General features: G+C 68.9%; 14 protein-coding genes. 7 read left to right on the top strand and 7 right to left on the bottom strand.

The window, feature by feature from the left end; translation table 11 throughout:
* Positions 1-34: 34 nt before the first annotated feature.
* Complete coding sequence (locus GXW79_RS02825; RefSeq protein WP_211872708.1) at positions 35-1,210, top strand: M20 family metallopeptidase; 1,176 nt, start codon at positions 35-37, stop codon at positions 1,208-1,210.
* A gap of 4 nt (positions 1,211-1,214) precedes the next feature.
* Here the strand turns inward: GXW79_RS02825 and GXW79_RS02820 are convergent, their stop codons facing one another.
* The 4 genes from GXW79_RS02820 to leuC all read right to left on the bottom strand — a co-directional run bounded on the left by GXW79_RS02820 (position 1,215) and on the right by leuC (position 4,824).
* Positions 1,215-2,015, bottom strand: a complete 801-nt coding sequence (locus GXW79_RS02820; protein WP_246503658.1) for a class II aldolase/adducin family protein — start codon at positions 2,013-2,015, stop codon at positions 1,215-1,217.
* Between the two features lie 62 nt (positions 2,016-2,077).
* Entirely contained in the window at positions 2,078-2,728 is a 651-nt protein-coding gene (gene trhA / locus GXW79_RS02815) for a PAQR family membrane homeostasis protein TrhA (RefSeq protein ID WP_211872707.1), read from the bottom strand.
* Between the two features lie 66 nt (positions 2,729-2,794).
* Complete coding sequence (gene leuD / locus GXW79_RS02810; RefSeq protein WP_211872706.1) at positions 2,795-3,424, bottom strand: 3-isopropylmalate dehydratase small subunit; 630 nt, start codon at positions 3,422-3,424, stop codon at positions 2,795-2,797.
* Positions 3,424-4,824, bottom strand: a complete 1,401-nt coding sequence (leuC, locus tag GXW79_RS02805) for a 3-isopropylmalate dehydratase large subunit (protein ID WP_211872705.1) — start codon at positions 4,822-4,824, stop codon at positions 3,424-3,426. The genes leuD and leuC overlap by 1 nt, the downstream gene beginning before the upstream one ends.
* Before the next feature lie 118 nt (positions 4,825-4,942).
* On the opposite strand from leuC, the gene GXW79_RS02800 reads away from it, so the two are divergent.
* The gene (locus GXW79_RS02800; RefSeq protein ID WP_211872704.1) at positions 4,943-5,914 is read left to right on the top strand and encodes a Bug family tripartite tricarboxylate transporter substrate binding protein; all 972 of its coding nucleotides are present in this window, start codon (positions 4,943-4,945) and stop codon (positions 5,912-5,914) included.
* Between the two features lie 72 nt (positions 5,915-5,986).
* Here GXW79_RS02800 and GXW79_RS02795 read toward each other — a convergent pair whose 3' ends face one another.
* Positions 5,987-6,403: a DUF4149 domain-containing protein gene (locus GXW79_RS02795; protein WP_211872703.1), complete on the bottom strand. Its 417-nt coding sequence runs from the start codon at positions 6,401-6,403 to the stop codon at positions 5,987-5,989.
* Positions 6,404-6,559: 156 nt separating this feature from the next.
* On the opposite strand from GXW79_RS02795, the gene phnC reads away from it, so the two are divergent.
* The 5 genes from phnC (at position 6,560) to GXW79_RS02770 (ending at position 11,135) form a co-directional block, all read left to right on the top strand.
* Positions 6,560-7,339 carry a phosphonate ABC transporter ATP-binding protein gene (phnC, locus tag GXW79_RS02790; RefSeq protein WP_211872702.1) on the top strand — a complete coding sequence of 260 codons (780 nt, stop codon included), beginning with the start codon at positions 6,560-6,562 and terminating at the stop codon, positions 7,337-7,339.
* Positions 7,340-7,368: 29 nt separating this feature from the next.
* Positions 7,369-8,358: a phosphate/phosphite/phosphonate ABC transporter substrate-binding protein gene (gene phnD, locus GXW79_RS02785; RefSeq protein ID WP_211872701.1), complete on the top strand. Its 990-nt coding sequence runs from the start codon at positions 7,369-7,371 to the stop codon at positions 8,356-8,358.
* A 256-nt stretch (positions 8,359-8,614) separates the two neighbouring features.
* A complete protein-coding gene (gene phnE, locus GXW79_RS02780) occupies positions 8,615-9,505 on the top strand; it encodes a phosphonate ABC transporter, permease protein PhnE (protein WP_211872700.1) in 891 nt (296 codons plus the stop codon).
* Complete coding sequence (gene phnE / locus GXW79_RS02775; RefSeq protein WP_211872699.1) at positions 9,502-10,338, top strand: phosphonate ABC transporter, permease protein PhnE; 837 nt, start codon at positions 9,502-9,504, stop codon at positions 10,336-10,338. The genes phnE (GXW79_RS02780) and phnE (GXW79_RS02775) overlap by 4 nt, the downstream gene beginning before the upstream one ends.
* A gap of 56 nt (positions 10,339-10,394) precedes the next feature.
* Positions 10,395-11,135: a hypothetical protein gene (locus tag GXW79_RS02770; protein ID WP_211872698.1), complete on the top strand. Its 741-nt coding sequence runs from the start codon at positions 10,395-10,397 to the stop codon at positions 11,133-11,135.
* 75 nt (positions 11,136-11,210) lie between these two features.
* Here the strand turns inward: GXW79_RS02770 and GXW79_RS02765 are convergent, their stop codons facing one another.
* Positions 11,211-12,590 carry an esterase-like activity of phytase family protein gene (locus tag GXW79_RS02765; RefSeq protein ID WP_211872697.1) on the bottom strand — a complete coding sequence of 460 codons (1,380 nt, stop codon included), beginning with the start codon at positions 12,588-12,590 and terminating at the stop codon, positions 11,211-11,213.
* Positions 12,591-12,828: 238 nt separating this feature from the next.
* A complete protein-coding gene (locus tag GXW79_RS02760) occupies positions 12,829-17,532 on the bottom strand; it encodes a choice-of-anchor I family protein (protein WP_211872696.1) in 4,704 nt (1,567 codons plus the stop codon).
* Positions 17,533-17,567: the final 35 nt, after the last annotated feature.

The raw sequence follows: 17,567 nt of genomic DNA, 5'->3' as shown, positions 1-17,567 counted from the left end.
GGTGCGAGGCTCTGTTCTGAAAGAGAGGCCCCCCATGAGCACCGAGACCGCCATCACCACCTGGCTCGCCGAGCAGCGCAACGCGATGATCGACGCCATCGCCACCATGGTGAACACCGATGGCGGCAGCTACGACAAGCCAGGTGTCGACGCCACGGGCGAACAGGTGAAGGCCTTCATGGCCACCCACGGCATTCCGGTAGAGACGCTGCCCCAGCGCATCCATGGCGACTGCATCCGCGCCACGGTCACGGGCGGGGAGATGCACGCGGGCAACCGGCAGAAGAACATCGTGCTGATGGGCCATCGCGATACGGTCTTTCCCAAGGGCGAACCCACCCGCCGCCCGTTCCGCATCGAGGGCAACATCGCCTATGGCCCGGGTGTGGCCGACATGAAGGCGGGCATCGTGATGAACATGTTCATCCTCGCGGCCTTCCAGAAATTCGGCGGCGCGCCAGGGCCGCTGGTGGGCCTGTTCACCGGCGACGAGGAGATCGGCAGCCCCGAAGGCCGGCCGGTGATCGAGGCCGAGGCGCGCGGCGCGCGGGTGGTGTTCAACTCGGAACCCGGGCGCGCCAATGGCGGCGTGGTGACGGGGCGCAAGGGCGGGGTGTTCAGCGTCGTCGACATCGAGGGCAAGGCCGCGCATTCGGGCGGCAATTTTGAGGCTGGCATCAGCGCCATCGGCGAGATGGCGCACAAGATCATTGCGATCCATGCACTGACCGACCTGGCGCGCAGCGTGACGCTGAACGTGGGCCTGGTGAGCGGCGGGCAGAGCGTGAACACCGTCGCACCCCACGCGCAGCTGCAGATCGACTTGCGGTACATCGAGCCCGCGGATCGCGACGAGATCATGGGGCGCATCCACGACATCGTGGGCCGCGCGAGCGTGCCCGGCACGCGCGCGACACTGACCATCAAGGGCGAGTTCCTGCCGCTGAACCAGACGCCCTCGGGCGCGCGGGTGTTCGACCTCTACAAGTCGGCGGCGGCGGAATCCGGGCTGAGCATCACCGGCGAGTTCTCCGGCGGCTGCGCCGATAGCGGATTTACCAGCGCGATGGGCGCGCCGACGATCTGCTCGGTCGGGCCGGTCGGTGGCAAGGCCCACAGTCCGGAGGAATATCTGGAACTGGATTCCATCGTGCCGCGCGCGCAGGCCACGGCGCGCGCGATTTTGCGGCTCGAAGGGGCGGGGCTGTGACCGCCTAGACCCAATAGGGCGGATACCCCGAATTGCGCTGCTCGGCGGCCAGCAGCCGCAGCAGCGCGTGCCATTCCAGCACGCCATAAGGCCGCCGCACACCGGGCTGGTACAGATGGGCCGTGCCTTCAAGGATCTCCTTCGAAGGCACCGACAGCGTCCCGCCCACCATCGCATCCACCTGCGCGCGGCAGGCGAGTTCCAGCTGGTACATCGTGTTGAACGCCTGCTGGACCGTCGCCCCGCAGGTCAGCAGCCCGTGGTTCTTCATGATCAGCGCGTCATGTTCGCCAAGGTCCGCGACGATCCGCTCGCGCTCCGAAAGGTCCACCGCTGGCCCCTCATAGGCGTGGGTACCGAGATGACCCACGAAGCGCATCGAGGTCTGCGTCAGCGGCAGAAGGCCACACTCCATCGACGCCACCGCCATCCCGGCGCGGGTATGGGTGTGGATTACGGCCGCCACATCCTCGCGCGCCTTGTGGATCGCGCCATGGATCACGTAGCCGGATTTGTTGATCCCATAATCGGTATCGGGCTTCCACAGGATGTTGCCCTCGACGTCGATCTTGGCGAGCGATGTCGCGGTGATCTCGCGGTACAGCAGCCCATAGAGGTTGATGAGCAGATGGTCGGTGCCGGGGATACGCAGGGTGATGTGGTTGTAGATCATGTCCTGCATGCCGAAGGCATCGACCAGGCGGTAGCAGGCCGCGAGGTCGAGCCGCGCCTGCCATTCCTCGGCACTCACCTGGTCCTGGATGGAGGGCCATTCGGTCCCGTAGTTCGGCGCCATGTTGCCCATGTGATTCACTCCCTGGATTGGCGGCGCGCAGTCTGCGCCAATCCGCGCGAGAGGCAAATGGTTCAGCCCCGCGCGGCGCGCACCAGCAGCAGCACAACCACGAAATGGCACGCCGCGCCGGCCATCACCATCGCGTGCCACAGCGCGTTGTGGAAGCGCATCCGGTGCGCCGTATGCGCGACGACGCCTACCGAATAGAGCACGCCTCCGCTCAGCAGCAGCGCGAAGGCCGCGGTCGTCAGCACGTCCCACAGGCGCCCGATCAGCAGGAAGCCGCACCAGCCCAGTGCCAGGTAGGCGGCGATCGCGAAGCGCTCGAAGCGCGGCCCAAGCGCCACCGTCAGCACTGCCCCGCCGAGTGCGCCGGCCCAGACCGCGCCGAGCATGCCAAACCCCATCCCGCCGCCGAGGCCGAGCACCATCATCGGCGTATAGGTGCCGGCGATCATCACGAAGATCGCGGCATGGTCGACGCGGCGCAGCACCGCCTTGGCCGGGCCGCCGCGGACCGCGTTGTAGGCGGCCGAGGACACCAGCATCGCCAGCAGCCCTACGGCGTAGACGGCGAGCGCGGCGACGATGCGCCCTTCCGGTGGCCAGGGCATCTGCCAGGCGAGGGCGACGAACCCCACCAGCGCGGCCGCGATCGCCACCGCGTGGATCGTCGCGTCGACCACGCGCTCGGCGGGGGAGTACTGCACATAGCCATCCATCGCGTATTCCACTCGCTCGGAAGAAATCACCGGTGAAGCCTCACCGGTGCCGGGTGCAAGCCTTGGTCATCGCGCTCCCGGTGATGTGTCCGCCGCCACGCTGTTCCAGGCCCAGGGCCGTGCCCCCCGGTCGCGCGCCTGCCAGTCCAGGATCTCCGCCTGCCGCTTGAGGGTGAGGGCGACGTCGTCGAGCCCTTCCAGCATCGCCTCGCGCCGCCGCGCATCCACGGCGAAAGGCACCTCCCGTCCGGAGGGTGTGACCACCACCTGGCGCGCGAGGTCCACGCGGGTGCGCCCCACCCCCTGGCTGTCCTCGGTCTCGCGCGCGAGCGCGCGGATCTCGGCCTCGGGCAGCACCACGGGCAGCAGGCCGTTCTGGAAGCAATTGGCGAAGAAGATGTCGCCGAAGGAGGGCGCGATCACGCAGGCGATGCCCGCCCCCATCAGCGCCCAGACCGCGCCTTCGCGCGAACTCCCGCAGCCGAAATTGGGACCTGCCAGCAGGATCGGGCTGTTCGCGTAGGCTGGCTTGTTGAGGATGAAATCGGGGTCCGCGCGCAGCTGTTCGAAGGCATGTTGTCCAAGCCCGGTGCGCCCGGTGCCGACCAGGCGCTCGATGCGGATGATCAGGTCGGTGTCGACATTGGCGCGCAGCATGGGAGCGGCCACACCCTCAACGGGTTCGAATTTCTGCATCACGCGACCTCCCGCACGTCGACGATGGCGCCCGCGATGGCCGCCGCCGCCGCCATGGCGGGACTCGCCAGATGCGTGCGCGCGCCCTTGCCCTGACGGCCGACGAAGTTTCGGTTGGAGGTGGAGACGCAGCGCGCCCCGCTCGGCACCGCCTCTCCGTTGGCGGCGACGCAAAGCGCGCAGCCGGGCTCGCGCCAGGCGAAGCCGGCATCGCGGAAGATCTGGTCGAGCCCCTCGGCCTCGGCGTCGCGCTTGACGCGTTCGGAGCCGGCGACGACCCAGGCGGTGACGTGGCTCGCCACGCGCTTCCCGCGCGCGATGGCGGCCGCGGCGCGTAGGTCCTCGATGCGCGAATTGGTGCAGCTGCCGATGAAGACCCAGTCGACCTTCGTGCCCGCGATCGCCGCGCCGGCCGTGAGGCCCATGTAGTCCAGCGCGGCCTGCCAGGCGGCGGCCTTGCTGGCGTCCGGCGCGTCGCTGGGGCTCGGCACGCGCCCACCCACCGCCACCACCTGTTCGGGGCTGGTGCCCCAGGTGATCTGCGGCGCCAGGTCGGCCATGTCGATGACGTGGTCCACCTCGAACACCGCGCCGGGGTCGCTGGGCAGGCCTCGCCAATAGGAGACGGCGGCGTCCCAATCGGCGCCGGTGGGCGCGAAGCGACGGCCCTTGAGCCAGGCGAAGGTGGTCTCGTCGGGGGCCACGAACCCCATCCGCGCGCCCATCTCGATCGACAGATTGCACAGCGTCAGCCGCCCCTCCACCGACAGCGCGCGCACCGCGGCACCGGCATATTCCACCGCATGCCCGGTGCCCGCCGCGGTGCCGTAACGCCCTATGGCGGCGAGGATCATGTCCTTCGGCGTCACACCCGGGGGTGCGCTGCCCTCGAAGCGGATGCGCATGCGCTTGGGCTTCTGGATGCGCAGCGTCTGCGTCGCCAGCACATGGCCGAGCTCCGACGCCCCGATCCCGAAGGCCAGCGCGCCCATGCCGCCATTGGTGCAGGTGTGGCTATCGCCGCAGACGAGCGTCGTGCCCGGCAGCACGATGCCCAGCTCCGGCCCCATCACGTGCACGATGCCCTGGCCGTCCTGGCCCAGGTCGAACAGCCGCACGCCCGTCTCCGCCGCGCGCTGGCGCAGGCCGGCGACCAGGCCGGCGCCGCCCGCAAAAGTCTCCGAGGTGCGGCCGGGGGCGGAGGAGACCGCGTGGTCGGGGGTGGCAAAGACCAGGTCCGGCCGCGCCACCGCATGGCCGGCCTCGCCCACCTCGCGCAGCGCTCGGGCGCCGGAGAGATCGTGCAGCAGCACGCGGTCGATGTGCAGCAGCGACCAGCCCTCGCCGAGGTCGGCCACCACATGCGGGTCGAAGATCTTGTCGAACAATGTCCGCGCCATGCGCGTATTCCTCCCGCGGAGCCCTGCCTTGACGGCGCGCGCGCCGCGACCGCACCGTCAGTGCCCATCGCACGCCCGGCAAGGGCGGCGGTCAAGACAGGGCGGAGGGAAACACACCATGACCGGCATCACGCGACGTGCGGCCATCCTTGCCACTGCCGGCGCCTCCCTCGCGCGCCCCGCCCTCGCGCAGGGCAATTGGCCGGACCGGCCGGTGCGGCTGGTGGTGCCCTATTCCGCCGGCGGCGTCGGCGACACCGTGGTGCGCACGCTGCAGCCCAAGATCGCCGAGCATCTCGGCCAGGCGGTGATCGTGGAAAACCGCACCGGCGCCTCGGGTGCGATTGCGGCCGCCGCGGTCGCCTCGGCCGCCGCGGACGGCACCACGCTGCTGATGGAGGGTGCGACCTTCGTGACCATGCCGATGGTCAACCGCAGCCTGGCCATCGACTACGAGGCGGCCTTCGTCCCGGTCGCGATGGCGACGACGCAGCCCTACTTCCTCGGCGTCCGCCAGAATTTTCCCGCCGAAGACTTTGCGGGCTTCCTCGCCGAAGCGCGCCGACGGCCCGGCGAGATCACCTATGGCACGCCCGGCGTGGCGCATATCGGGCATTTCATGGGCGAGCTGATCCAGTCGGGCGCCAATGTCCGCCTCGAGCACGTGCCCTATCGCGGCGGCGCGGATGCCTCGCGCGAGGTGGGTGCGGGGCGGATCGACGCGGCCGTCATCAGCCATTCGAGCTTCATCCCCGCGCTGCAGGCCGGCCGCGCCCGCCTGATCGGGGTGACCAGCGCGCGGCGCCGCCCCTTGGCACCCGAGGTGCCGTCGATGGGCGAATTCATCCCCGGCTACGACATCACCTCCTGGATCGGGTTCTTCGCGCCGACAGGTTCGCCGCGCGCGGCAACGGAGCGCTTCACCCAGGCCCTGCACCACGCGATCCGCGACCCGGTCACGCGCGAGAGGCTGATCGCGAGCGGCAACGACCCCGAGATCTCCGACAGCACGCAGTTCGCCGCGGTGATCGCGCGCGACCGGGGGATGGCGCGGCGGATCGTCGCGAATGCGCCGAGCTTGCGGGGGTAGCAGGCCTGAGTCGAAGGCTGTGTCTGCGCCGGACGTGTGGCCTGCGCAGGCCCGGTGTTCGGGGCCGCGTGGCTACACCAGCGCCCAGCGTGCCAGCACGGCCGCCACCACCAGCATCTGCGCCATATTGAGGATCACGGAGAGCCGGTGCCCCGCGTCGAAGCCAGGCTTGGCCGACGCATCGCCCGCCTTCACCGCGTCGCTTAGCCGGTTGATCCGCGGCATCAGGCCCTGGCGCAGCCACAGCGTCAGCGCCGCCACCGCCGCCATCACCGCCGCGTCGATCGGCAGGTCGAAGGCGAGGGCCACCGCCGCCAGCGCCGCGTTGATCAGCACGAACAGGTAGTAGACCGGGAAGACCGCGCGGATGAATCCGCCGGCGACCTCGCCCGGCAGCCGCGTGAAGACCAGCGGTGCCAGGATGGCGGCGAAGAACACCATGCCGCCGAACAGCACGGCGAGCGCAAAAAGAGCGATGAGGTCGGCCATGGCGCCCAGATGGCGTCCCCGCCGCGCCCGGCAAGGGCAGATGCGCGGCGCAGGCCCGCCGGCTTGCCCTTCGACAAGCAACCGGATTGTCGTGGAACCGTCATCTGAATGTCATGCAGTCTCCGCTATGCGCTGCACTGCAAAAAGGGGCTTGGCATGCTGGAGCTTCAGGGGCTGACGCGGCGGTTCGGTGCGCGCACGGCCGTGAGCGCCGTGACGCTTGCCATCCCCGCCGGCCAGATGGTGGGCGTGATCGGCCGCTCGGGCGCCGGCAAGTCCACCCTGCTGCGCATGATCAACCGTCTCACCGAGCCCTCCGAGGGCCGCATCGTCGCCGATGGGCGCGACGTGACCGCCATGCGCGGCCGGGCGCTGCGCGGCTGGCGCGCCGAATGCGCGATGATCTTCCAGCAGTTCAACCTGGTCCAGCGTCTCGACGTCCTCACCAACGTCCTCCTCGGCCGGCTTTATCACCGGCCCACCATCTCCTCCCTGTTCAAGCGCTTCACCGCCGAGGAACGCGCCCAGGCGCTCGCGACGCTCGACCGCTTCGATCTGGCCGAGCAGGCCCTGCAGCGCGCCGACACGCTCTCGGGCGGGCAGCAGCAGCGCGTCGCGATCGCGCGCGCCCTGATGCAGAAGCCGCGCATCATGCTGGCCGACGAGCCGATCGCGAGCCTGGATCCGCGCAACGCCACGGTGGTGATGGAGGCGCTCGCGCGGGTGAACCGCGAGGATGGGCTGACCGTCATCGTCAATCTTCATCACCTCGACACGGCGCGGCGCTATTGCGACCGCATCATCGCGATGGATGCTGGCCGCGTCGTGTTCGACGGCCCGCCCGCGGAGCTCACCGCCGAGCGCGTGCGCGACGTCTATGGCGTCGCCGAAGACGAATTCCACGAAGGCGCCGAGACACCCGCCCTCGTCGCCTAACACCCCTGACCACCAGGAGATCAACACTCATGCTGACCCGCCGCACCCTCGCCTCTCTCGTTGGCGCCGCCGCGCTGACGCCCGGCCTTGCGCTCGCGCAGCGCCGTACCCTCGACGCCTCCGGCATCGAAATGCCCGCCGCCGGCGAGCGCGCCTGGAAGGCGCAGATCCCGCAGCTGCGCATCGGCCTGCTCGGCGGCGAGAACGAGGCCGATCGCCTCGGCCGCTTCGGCGCCTACCGCCAGCTGCTGGAAGAGACCTTCCGCGTCCCCGTCCGCCTGTTCCCGGCGTCGGATTATGCCGGCGTTCTGCAGGCCTATTCCGCGGCCCAGATCGAGATGGCCTCGCTCGGCGCCTCCGGCTACGCCGGCGCCTGGCTCGACACCAATGGCGGCATCGAGCCGATCCTGGTGCCCGAGGAAAACGACGGCTCGGTCGCCTATGTCTCTGTAATGGTGACGCGTGCCGACAGCGGCATCACCAGCCTCGAGCAGATGCGCGGCAAGTCGCTCGCCTGGGCGGACCCGAACTCCACCTCGGGCTACCTGATCCCGCGCTTCGCGCTGCGCCGGGCGGGCATCAACCCCGAAAGCGGCCCCTACTTCTCGCGCACCGGCTTCGCGGGTGGGCATGAGCAGGGCGTGGTCGCGGTGCTGCAGCGCCAGTACGACGCCGCCGTCACCTGGGCTTCGGGCCAAGGCGAGGTGTCCCAGGGCTACTCGCGCGGGAACCTGCGCGCGATGGTGGACAAGAACATGCTGAGCATGAACGACATCCGCATCATCTGGACCTCGGACCCGATCCCGAACGGGCCGATCGCGGTGCGCACCGCGCTGCCGGCGGCGTTCAAGGAAGACATGAAGCTGTTCCACCTGGCGCTGCCCAAAACGCATCCGACGATCTACCAGCAGATCGAGCGCGGCGGCGGCACGGGGTATCGTGAGGCGACGCATGCGATGTTCTCGCTCATCGTCGACCTGCGGCGCGAGGAAGCGGCGGAGCGTCGGCGGCGTACGTGAGGATGAAGACTGGGGGAAAAGAATTTCCCCCAGACCCCCTTTCTTTTGTTTTTGGGTTTTTGGTGATGGGTGCGTGGTCGGTCATCAAGTGGTGGAGAGTTGCTGGCTGCGCGGCCAGCACCATGGAAGTGTCCCGGCGCTGCCCTCGCGGCCTGCACCAGCTCGCCGAGCCGGCGCTGCCCACCCAGCCAGCACCAATAGATAAAAATAAAAGAATGGGGTCCGGGGAAATTCTTTTCCCCGGCCTTTCTTGCTCATGAGTGCCGCCTGGGCCACCGCCCAACCCGCCATCATCCGCGGCGAGGAGGCTTTCCAGTCTGCGCGCCGTTCGCGTCGCCGCGCCACGCTGATCGCGCTTGCGGTGGTCAGTGTGTGCCTGTTCGTCTCCGCCTGGGTCAGCGAGGCTTACCCGTCGCGCCTCGCTGCTGGCCTGCCGCGGATCGGCGAGTATTTCGCCAAGATTTTGCCGGACCTGCGCTGGGCGAGCCTCTTCGCCGGAACAGGCACGGAGGGCAGTCTCGCCTTCTGGTTCTACCGCCTGGATGACTGGGCGCTGCTGCTGGCACAGACGGCGAACATGGCCGCGATTGCGACCTTGCTGGGCGCGATCATGGGCGTACCGATGGCGTTCCTGGCCGCGAGCAACACCGCGCCCTCGCGGCTGGTGTTCCATGCGTCGCGGCGGTTCCTCGAGGCGCTGCGCACGGTGCCCGACATCGTCTATGCGCTGATCTTCGTGTGGGCCTTCGGCGTGGGGCCGCTGGCGGGTGTGCTGGCGATCGCGATCCACAGCGCGGGTGCTCTGGGCAAGCAATGCGCGGAGGCGGTCGAGAACATCGACAATGGCCCGCGCGAGGGCATGGTCGCCGCCGGTGCGAACTGGTTCGAGAGCTGCCGCTTCGGCGCGCTGCCCTTGGCGCTGAACCCGATCCTTTCCTACGCGCTGCTGCGCTTCGAAGTGAACCTCCGCTCGGCGAGCGTCATCGGCTTCGTGGGTGCCGGCGGGATCGGCGAGGAGCTCTACAAGGTGATTTCCTTCAACTACTACGAGGAGATCAGCGCCATCATCCTCCTCGTCATCCTCGCCGTCGTGTGCATCGACGTGCTGTCGGAGCGGCTGCGCCGCCGCGTGGCGGGCATGGCATGAGCGGCACGAGTGACATCGCCGCCTGGCGCGCGCGCTATCCGCGGGCCTTCGGGCCGACGCCGATGGGCCGCGCGCTGCGCTATGCGGGTGGGGCGGTGTTCCTCGCCTGGGTCGCGGGGTCCTTCTGGTGGCTCGGCATCACGCCCGAGCGCATCTGGAACGGGCTGTCGGGCCTGGGCGTCATCCTGCGGCTGATGGTGCCGCCTTCGCCGGGCGAGCAGTGGGTCGAGATCCTGGAGGGCATGGCCGAGAGCGTGGCGATGGCATTCCTGGGCACCTTCTGCGCCGCGCTGGTCGCGGTGCCGCTGGGCTTCCTCGGCGCGGGCAACGTGGTGACGGCGACGCTGCTGCGTTTCTCCGTCCGCCGCGTCTTCGACGGCATGCGCGGCGTGGACCAGCTCATCTGGGCGCTGGCCTATGTGCGCGCGGTGGGCCTGGGGCCGCTCGCCGGCGTGCTCGCGATCTTCACCGCCGATATCGCGGTGCTGGCAAAGCTCTATGCCGAGGCGATCGAGACGGCAGAGAAGCGCCAGGTGGAGGGCGTGACGGCGGCGGGCGGCGGTCGGCTCGCTGCGCTGCGCTTTGGCATCCTGCCGCAGGTGGCGCCGCTGATGCTCTCCCACGCGCTGTATTTCTTCGAGAGCAACACCCGCTCGGCGGCGATCCTGGGCGTGGTCGGCGCGGGTGGCATCGGGCTGCAGATCGCCGAGCGCATCCGCGTGCGTCATTGGGACGAGGTGGCCTTCATCATCATCCTGATGATCGTGACCGTCGGCATCATCGACCGGCTGAGTGCGGCGCTGCGCCACCGGCTGATCGGGACGCGCAGGTAGCCGGCGCGTCCGTCCCGGGTTCCGGTCTATGGTCGGCGAGAGGGGGATCGGGGCGGATGGGGTCAGGGCTGTTCTGGTGGCTGGTGTGCATGGGACTGGCGGCGCTGATCACCGCCGCCGTCTCGCGGCGGTGGGTGTGGCGGGCGGCGCTGCTTTACCTCGTCTCGCCCTTGGTTCTGTTCACCGGCTATGCCCTGTGGGCGCTGGTGACTCGGCCGGAGCGGGAGGGCGTGCTCGGCCTGATCCTGGTGTCGCTGGGGCTCGTGAGCGCCATGGCGACCTTGCCCTGGATCCTGACCTGCCTGATCGGCTTCGCGCTCGGGCTGGTGCCGCGGCGCTGGCTGCGGCCGGCGGACAAGACGGCGCCGTTCAACAACTGGCGGCCCATCCATGTCGGTGCCGAAAACGATGCGCTCGTCATCGGTGGGCTTCCGGTCTGGCAGGCGCCATGGCGCCCCACCGGCCTGGCACCGGTGCCGCTGCCGCACCCTGCGCATCCGAGGCAGACCCACGAGTTCTCTGTCTACGAAATTGGAGCGGGCGCGGTGCGGACCCGCTTTGCGGCGGCAGAACTCTCGGCCGGCGTCTGGGGCTTCTACCAGCCCATGGCCACGCCGACGATGACCGCCGTGGAGGTAGGCACGGCGACGCGGCGACCAGTCGCCTGGCGCAGCCTCGTGGCGGTCTCGCTCGGGGCGGCCATCGCCATCGCCGCTGGCAGCTATCTCGCCGAGCGCTTCGCACCGTCCCTGGTGCCGCTGACGCCCATGCCGCGGATGCCCGGCGAAAAATCGTGAGGCTGGGGAACGCCCGCGGCCGAGCTGGTTCCTGGGCAGCCCGCGGACGAACCGAGCCTTACGGGCCCGCGTGCCTCACCGGGCGCGCAGGAACTCGCTCACGCGCAGCAGGATCAACTCGTTGTCGTCGGCCCGCAGCAAGTGGCGGCCGGCGCTGAAGGGCAGGTTGTTGTCGTTGCCGACGATAATGTGGTCGGCATCGACCATCGCCACGTTCTCGATGGTGAAGAAGGGAAAGGTCAGCACGGTGTTCGCCGCACCCGCGGGCCGGTCGCCCCGCTGGCGCGCGAGGTTCTGGGGGTCCTGGATCGCCATCAGGTCGATATGGCCGATCTTGCGGACGTAGCCCTCGGCGTCGAGGTCGCCGAGGTCGATGAGGTAGATACGCTTGAAACGCGCCGGCAGCGGGGTGCAGGGGGCCGCGGCGGTGGATTCCACGCCCTGCGCGCAGGCGAGGCCGGGGTCGCCCTCGCCATTGTCGCGCTCGATCACCAAAGCGCGGCGGTCGTCGATCATGTTGAAGTCGCCGATGTTGGTCGCACCCGCCTCCAGCCGGTAGCGCATGGTCCGGCCGGTCCAGGCGGCGCGCTCGGTGGAGAATTCCAGGATGCGCAGAAAGGCGCCCTCGGGCTGGTCGGAATTGGGCGCGAACAGGGTCTGTTCGAGCAGCGCGTACAGCGTGCGGCCGTCCGGCGAGGCGGCCATGCCCTCATACCCGCCCGAACGGCGCGCACGGAACGCGACCGGGGCGGTGGGCGTGGCGGGCACCTGCAGCGCGGGGTGGTCGGGCGAGCGTATCGGCTGGCCGTCGAGCATGGTCTCGACCACGCGCAGGACGCGGCCCTCGGCATCGACATGCACCAGGAAGGGGCCGAACTCCTCGCCGATCCAGAAGCTGCCATCGGGCATCGGCTGGATGCTCTCCGGGTCGAAATCCGCACCCGTGAGGAACCGCGCCTCCGTCGCGTCGGTCGCGATGGGGAAGGCGATCACGCGGTTGGGGTCGGAGAGGAAGATGGTGCGCTCCACCGCGACCTGGCCGGTGGCGAAGTTGGGACGCACCCGATGGAACATCAGCATCGCGTCGGGGCTGTTGCGGCGCGCGCCGAAGCCGTTGTCGGTCAGCACCCAGTAGCTGCCGTCGCCCACCGGCTTGATGCCGGAGAAGCCCTGCACGGGCTGGCCCTGGAATGGCAGCGACAAGCCGGTGATGCGGCGCCCATAGGTCGGGCCGGTGTCGCCCGGGAGCGAGCCCACGCGGTCGTTGCGGAGGTTGCCCGGGCCGGTAAAGCGGCCGGAGAGGGCGAAGCCCGGCGGAGCCCCGGCGGGGGGCGGGACGAAGGTCGCGGCCGGCAGGATCGCGTGGCCGGCGAGCGTCGCCTCGAAGCGCTGGTCGGCCTGGGCGCCCGCGGTCAACGCGATGGCGGCGGTCGCTGCGAGCAGCAGGGTGCGCATTGGGGCTCGTCTCCGGATGGCGTGAGGGGTTTTCACTAGGCGCGCGCCATTGCACGCGCGTGACGGGCGGATGAAGGATAAGCGGCGCAACTTTCGCCACGGCTAGCCGTGAGCCAGCCCGAGCCCGAGCCCGGAGCCCGGAGCCCGGAGCCCGGAGCCCGGAGCCGTCGGTGCCGCTCTGTCGCAAGTGCCTGGGCGCGGCGAAGGCCGCCGCGCCCAGGTTCGTAATCGCGCCGGATCAGGCGATCAGCGCACTCTGGTCCGCGATGGCCCGGCCTTCATAGACGCCGAAGTTCAGGTAGTGGGTCAGAGGGTTGATTCCGGCGGCGGCCACGTCGGGGTTCGCCGCCAGATAGGCGCTGGTGTCGAAGGCGGCCGAGGGGTCGCGGCCTTCCTTGAATCCGAACAGGTTGTAGTGGGTCATCGGGTCGAGGCCGGACGCCTTCACATCCGCATTGTTCGCGAGGTAGGCGCTGGAGTCGAACAGCACGTTCGGATCACGGCCTTCCTTGCCACCGAAGCGGATGAAGTGCTCGCGCGGGTCGATCCCCGCGGCCGCCACGTCCGCATTGGACAGCAGATAGAACTCGGCATCGAACCCATCCGCCGTCGCCTTGCCGATCGCCGTGTAGGATGCGCGGCCCTCAGCGCGGCCGAAGTTCAGGAAGTGATCCAGCGCGTTGATCCCGGACGAGGCCACGTCCTGGTTGTTCTTCAGGTACAGCCCCGTGTCGAAGTCGACCGAGGTGTCGCGCTGCTCCTTCGCGCCGAACAGGCGGAAGTGTTCGAGCGGGTTGAGGCCCGAGGCCGCCACGTCCTTGTTCGCCGCCAGGTAGCCCGAGGTGTCGAAGAAGGCGTTCGGGTCGCGGCCTTCCTTGGCGCCGAACTGGCGGTAATGGACGATCGGATCGAGGCCCGAATTCGCCACGTCGAGGTTGGCGCGCAGGTAGTAGAGGCTGTCGAACAGGCCGTCGCCATCGTTGAGGTTGATCGTGCGGTCGGCGAAGACCAGCTGCTCGACGTTGCGCAGCGTATCGGTGCCCTCGGGCCCGGTCACAACCAGCTTGGTGCCAGAATTGTCGAACTGCGCCGAGGCGAAGGTGCCGGTGAAGACGACGGTGTCGGTGCCGTCGCCGCCATCGATCATGTCGTTGCCGGCGCCGCCGGTGAAGCGGTCATTTCCGTCATCGCCACCCAGCGTGTCGCCGCCATCGCCGCCGAGGATGGTGTCGTTGCCGGCACCTGCCGCGACCAGGTCATTGCCGCCGGCCGTGTTGAACGACTCGTCGAGGCCGTAGCCGGACAAGGTGTCACCCGCGTCGGTGCCGTTGACCGCGGCGGCCTGGAACACGCCATCGGTGCGGAAGGCGAGGTTCTGGATCCGCGTATCGAGCTGCTGCACCGTCTCGGGATTGTCGAAGGCGGTCCCGGGCGTTGCGAACTTGGCCGCGAAGTAGTCGGCCAGCGCATCCTGCTCGCTGCCCTCGGTCGTGTAGGTGCGCGCACCGGAGGCGACGTTGGTCAGGTCGACGCGGTTGGTGAAGGTCACCGTTACGCCGCCGTTGCCGCCGAGGAAGTTGTCGCCGCCGGTCGGGCCGTTGATGTTGAAGTCGAGCAGCACGGTGCGGAAGGTGCGGTTCGCGTCACCGACGAGCTGGGCGTTCTGGATCAGAGTGTCGAGGATGTTGCCGGCCTCATCGACGACGGCGAGGCTGACAATGCGGTCCCCCGCGGCGCGCGTCGCGTCGAACGAGAAGCGAAGCCCGCCGATATGGGGGAAGCCACCGGGCGTCGCACCCGGGGTCGCGCCACGCAGCGTGTTCTCGAGCAGGTCGGTGAGGCCCTGCGCCGTGAAGCTCACGATCGAGAGCGCGTTGTTGAAGCGCAGCGCGTTTTCGATGTCGAGCTGCGTCACCTTGCCGTCGAGCGGCGCCTCATAGGTCGGGATTGCGCCGTCGCCGACGACGCCGATGCCCTCGCGGATGCCGCCGCCGTTCTTGATCCCGATCAGCACGTTCGGGTCGGTCTGGCGCGCCTTGAAGATGTTGGCATCGACCGACAGGTCGCCGAAGTTGGTCTCCTGCGTGCGCACGAAGGCGCGCTGCCCTTGCAGATACACATCCGAATAGCCAGCGACGACGGAGAGCTTGGCGTCGATGATGGCGCCGACGGCGTCGGTGAGCTGCTTGACCTCGCCACCCTTGGTGCCGTCGGCATAGGGGTTCTCGCCGGCGCCGTAGAGTGCGGCGACGGTCGCGTCATTGGCGACATAGGCGCCCGACACGTTTGCATCGACGCTGCCGGGAATGATGTGGCCGTTGCTGTCGAAGGTGATGACCAGGCGGCCGACGTCGAAATATTCGTTGCCGGTGACGACGATGGCGGTGGAGTTGCCGTCGAGGTCGGTGCGGAACAGCGGGTAGTTCTGCGCGCCGGGGAAGCCGTCCGTCGCATCGGCGAAGGCGGCGTGGCTGCCGCCGGCGAGGATGACGTCGACGCCATGCAGCTTGGTCGCGAGGTCGAGCTCCAGCTGGTACTGCTGCAGGTGCGTCGCGAGGATGATCTTGTTGATGCCCTGCGTGGTCATCTGGTCGATCAGCGGCTGCACGATCGCGGCGAGCTCGGCGGTGTTGTCGGTGCCGCCATCGGCGAAGGGATCCTTCACCTTCACCAGGCCGAGCGAGGAGATGGTCGCGAGCAGCTGGGTCGTGAGGCTGATGACGCCGATCTTCTCGCCATTTTCGGTGATGACGGTCCAGGGCGAGATCTGCTGGTCGGCGGCCTCCGCCGTCACCGCGGCGTCCGAGGCGAAGTCGGCCAAGGTTGTCGCGTAGGTCGATGCGTCGCGCAGCGCGGCGGTGAAGATGCTGTTCAGGTCGGGATCGGAGGAGAAGTCGAGATTGGCGGAGAGGTAGGGGAACTGCGCGCCGATCGACGTGACGCGCCCGGCCCCGGTGGTGGCCCCGACCGCGTTCGCCGTGTTGTCGATGGCGTTGAGGATGGTGCGCGTGCCGAGGTCGTACTCGTGGTTGCCGAAGGCGCTGGCCTGGATGCCGATGGCGTTCAGGATGGCGATGTCGACGCGGCCGAGATCGGTCACGAGGCTCGAGAGGCTGCCGGAGGGCAGGCCGAAATACTGCTCGTAGAAGGCGCGCAGCACGGGGGTCAGCGCGGGGTCGCCCTCGGAGGCGAAGAAGGGCGAGGGAATGTAGTTGTCGCCCGAGGCCAGCGTGATCGAGTTCGCGTAGCTGTCTTCGAGCTTGTCGATGATGGCGGCGAATTTCGGCGCCCGCGTCACCGCCTGCAGGCCGGCCTCGAAGTCGGAGGCGTGCAGGATCTGCAGGGTGAAGGTGGGCTCGGCGACGGTGTCGAGCGCGAAGGCGGAGGTGGTGGTGCTGGTCTCGTTGGAGACGAACAGCTTGCCGGTCGAGCCACCCGGATCGGCGGAGAAGCTGAACACTTCGGGTGCCACGTCGCCGGTGGCGCGGATGGTGCTGGAATAGGTTGCCGTGGGCTTCGCACCGGTCGTGTCGATCGCGAAGCTCAACACCGCATTGTAGCGCTCGAGGCCGACGAAGGCGAAGAGCTGGCCGTCGATGGTGCCGAGTGTCACGCCCTCGGGCTCCGCACCCTTGTTGTCGGCGCGGCCGTCATCATAGAGCGTGGGGAAGTCGCGGGCGATGATGCTGTCCAGCGCGGAGCCGGAATCGAAGACCTGGGTCAGGCCGGTCGCGTCATTGTATTCCCAGATGGAGAAGCTGCGGCTGCCGAACACTTCGAGCTTCTCGAGCGGCACGTCGGCATCGAGGTTGTTGGTGTAGGCGGACACGGTCAGCCGGCCGAGATTGGCGTTGCTCACCAGGGTGGCCGCGTTGGGGAACACCGCGGTGTCGAGCCCAGCATTGGCGACGCGGACTTCCTCGGCGAAGCTGCCCCAGTCGCGCGCGTCGCCCTCGTTGGCGGTGACCAGGTAGGTCTTTCCGTTCGCGGTGAAGGTCGCGATGCCGTCGGGCTGGTACAGCCCCTTCACCGGCGAGGTCGTGGGGAAATAGGCGCCGTTCTGGTCGGCGGCGTCGATGTAGCTGTCGGCCTGGCTGAAATCCTTGAGGCCGAAGGTCTGGATGCGGTCGAAGGTGCCGGTCGCGATGTTCAGCACCGCCAGCGCATTGGCCTCCTGCAGCGTGACATAGGCCTTGGTGCCCGCCGCGTTGATGGCGATGTATTCGGGCTCTAGGTCGGCCGCGGCCGTGGCGGTGAAGGGCGTCACGGTGCGGCCGGTATCGGCCACGCCGTCGCCGTTGAGATCGGTGGGCGCCGAGCCGAACACGCGCACGCCGGCGGCGTTGAGCGTTGCGGCATCGAAGCCGCCGAAGCCCGCGATCTGCATGGCGCCGGTCGAGACATTGATGATGCCGACGCCACCCAGCGGGTCATGCGTGTAGTTCACCGTGGGCTCGCCCTCGATGGCGACGAGCACCTTGGAACCGTCCGGGGTGAAGGTGACCATATCCGGCACGGCGAAGGAGAGCGGGCCGGATGCAGCGCTCTCGTTCGGGCGGATGGTGTGCTCAAGGGTGAAGCCGCTCGCGGTCACCTGGAAGATGGCGACGACGCCGTTCGAGGGGATGGTGCCGCTGGCGACCGTGACGGGCGCACCGTCGAAGGCGACGGCGATGCGGGTGACGCCGCCGGTGGTGTTGACCGCGACCGAGTTGCCGGTGCCGACGGTGGCGGCACCCACACCGAGATCAGCCTTACCGATGGCGTAGACGACCGCGCCGGTCGTGGGGTCCACCACGTCGATGCCCGAGCCACCCAGCACGAACAGCCGGTTCAGCGTGCTGCTGAAGGCGTTGACCTCGGAGCCCTTGGCCGCACCGCCGGTGATCGTCGACTGGTTGGTGGTGAAAATGGACGTCGCGGTGATGTCAGTGCCCGGCATCGTATCCCCGTGTGCTTTGGTGTGTGACCCGGGGG

Origin of the sequence: Plastoroseomonas arctica, from assembly GCF_018128965.1 — a bacterium.
In the GTDB taxonomy this organism is placed as follows: domain Bacteria; phylum Pseudomonadota; class Alphaproteobacteria; order Acetobacterales; family Acetobacteraceae; genus Plastoroseomonas; species Plastoroseomonas arctica.
The sequence above is the reverse complement of the archived record's forward strand: the minus strand, read 5'-3'. Positions and strand labels throughout refer to the sequence as shown.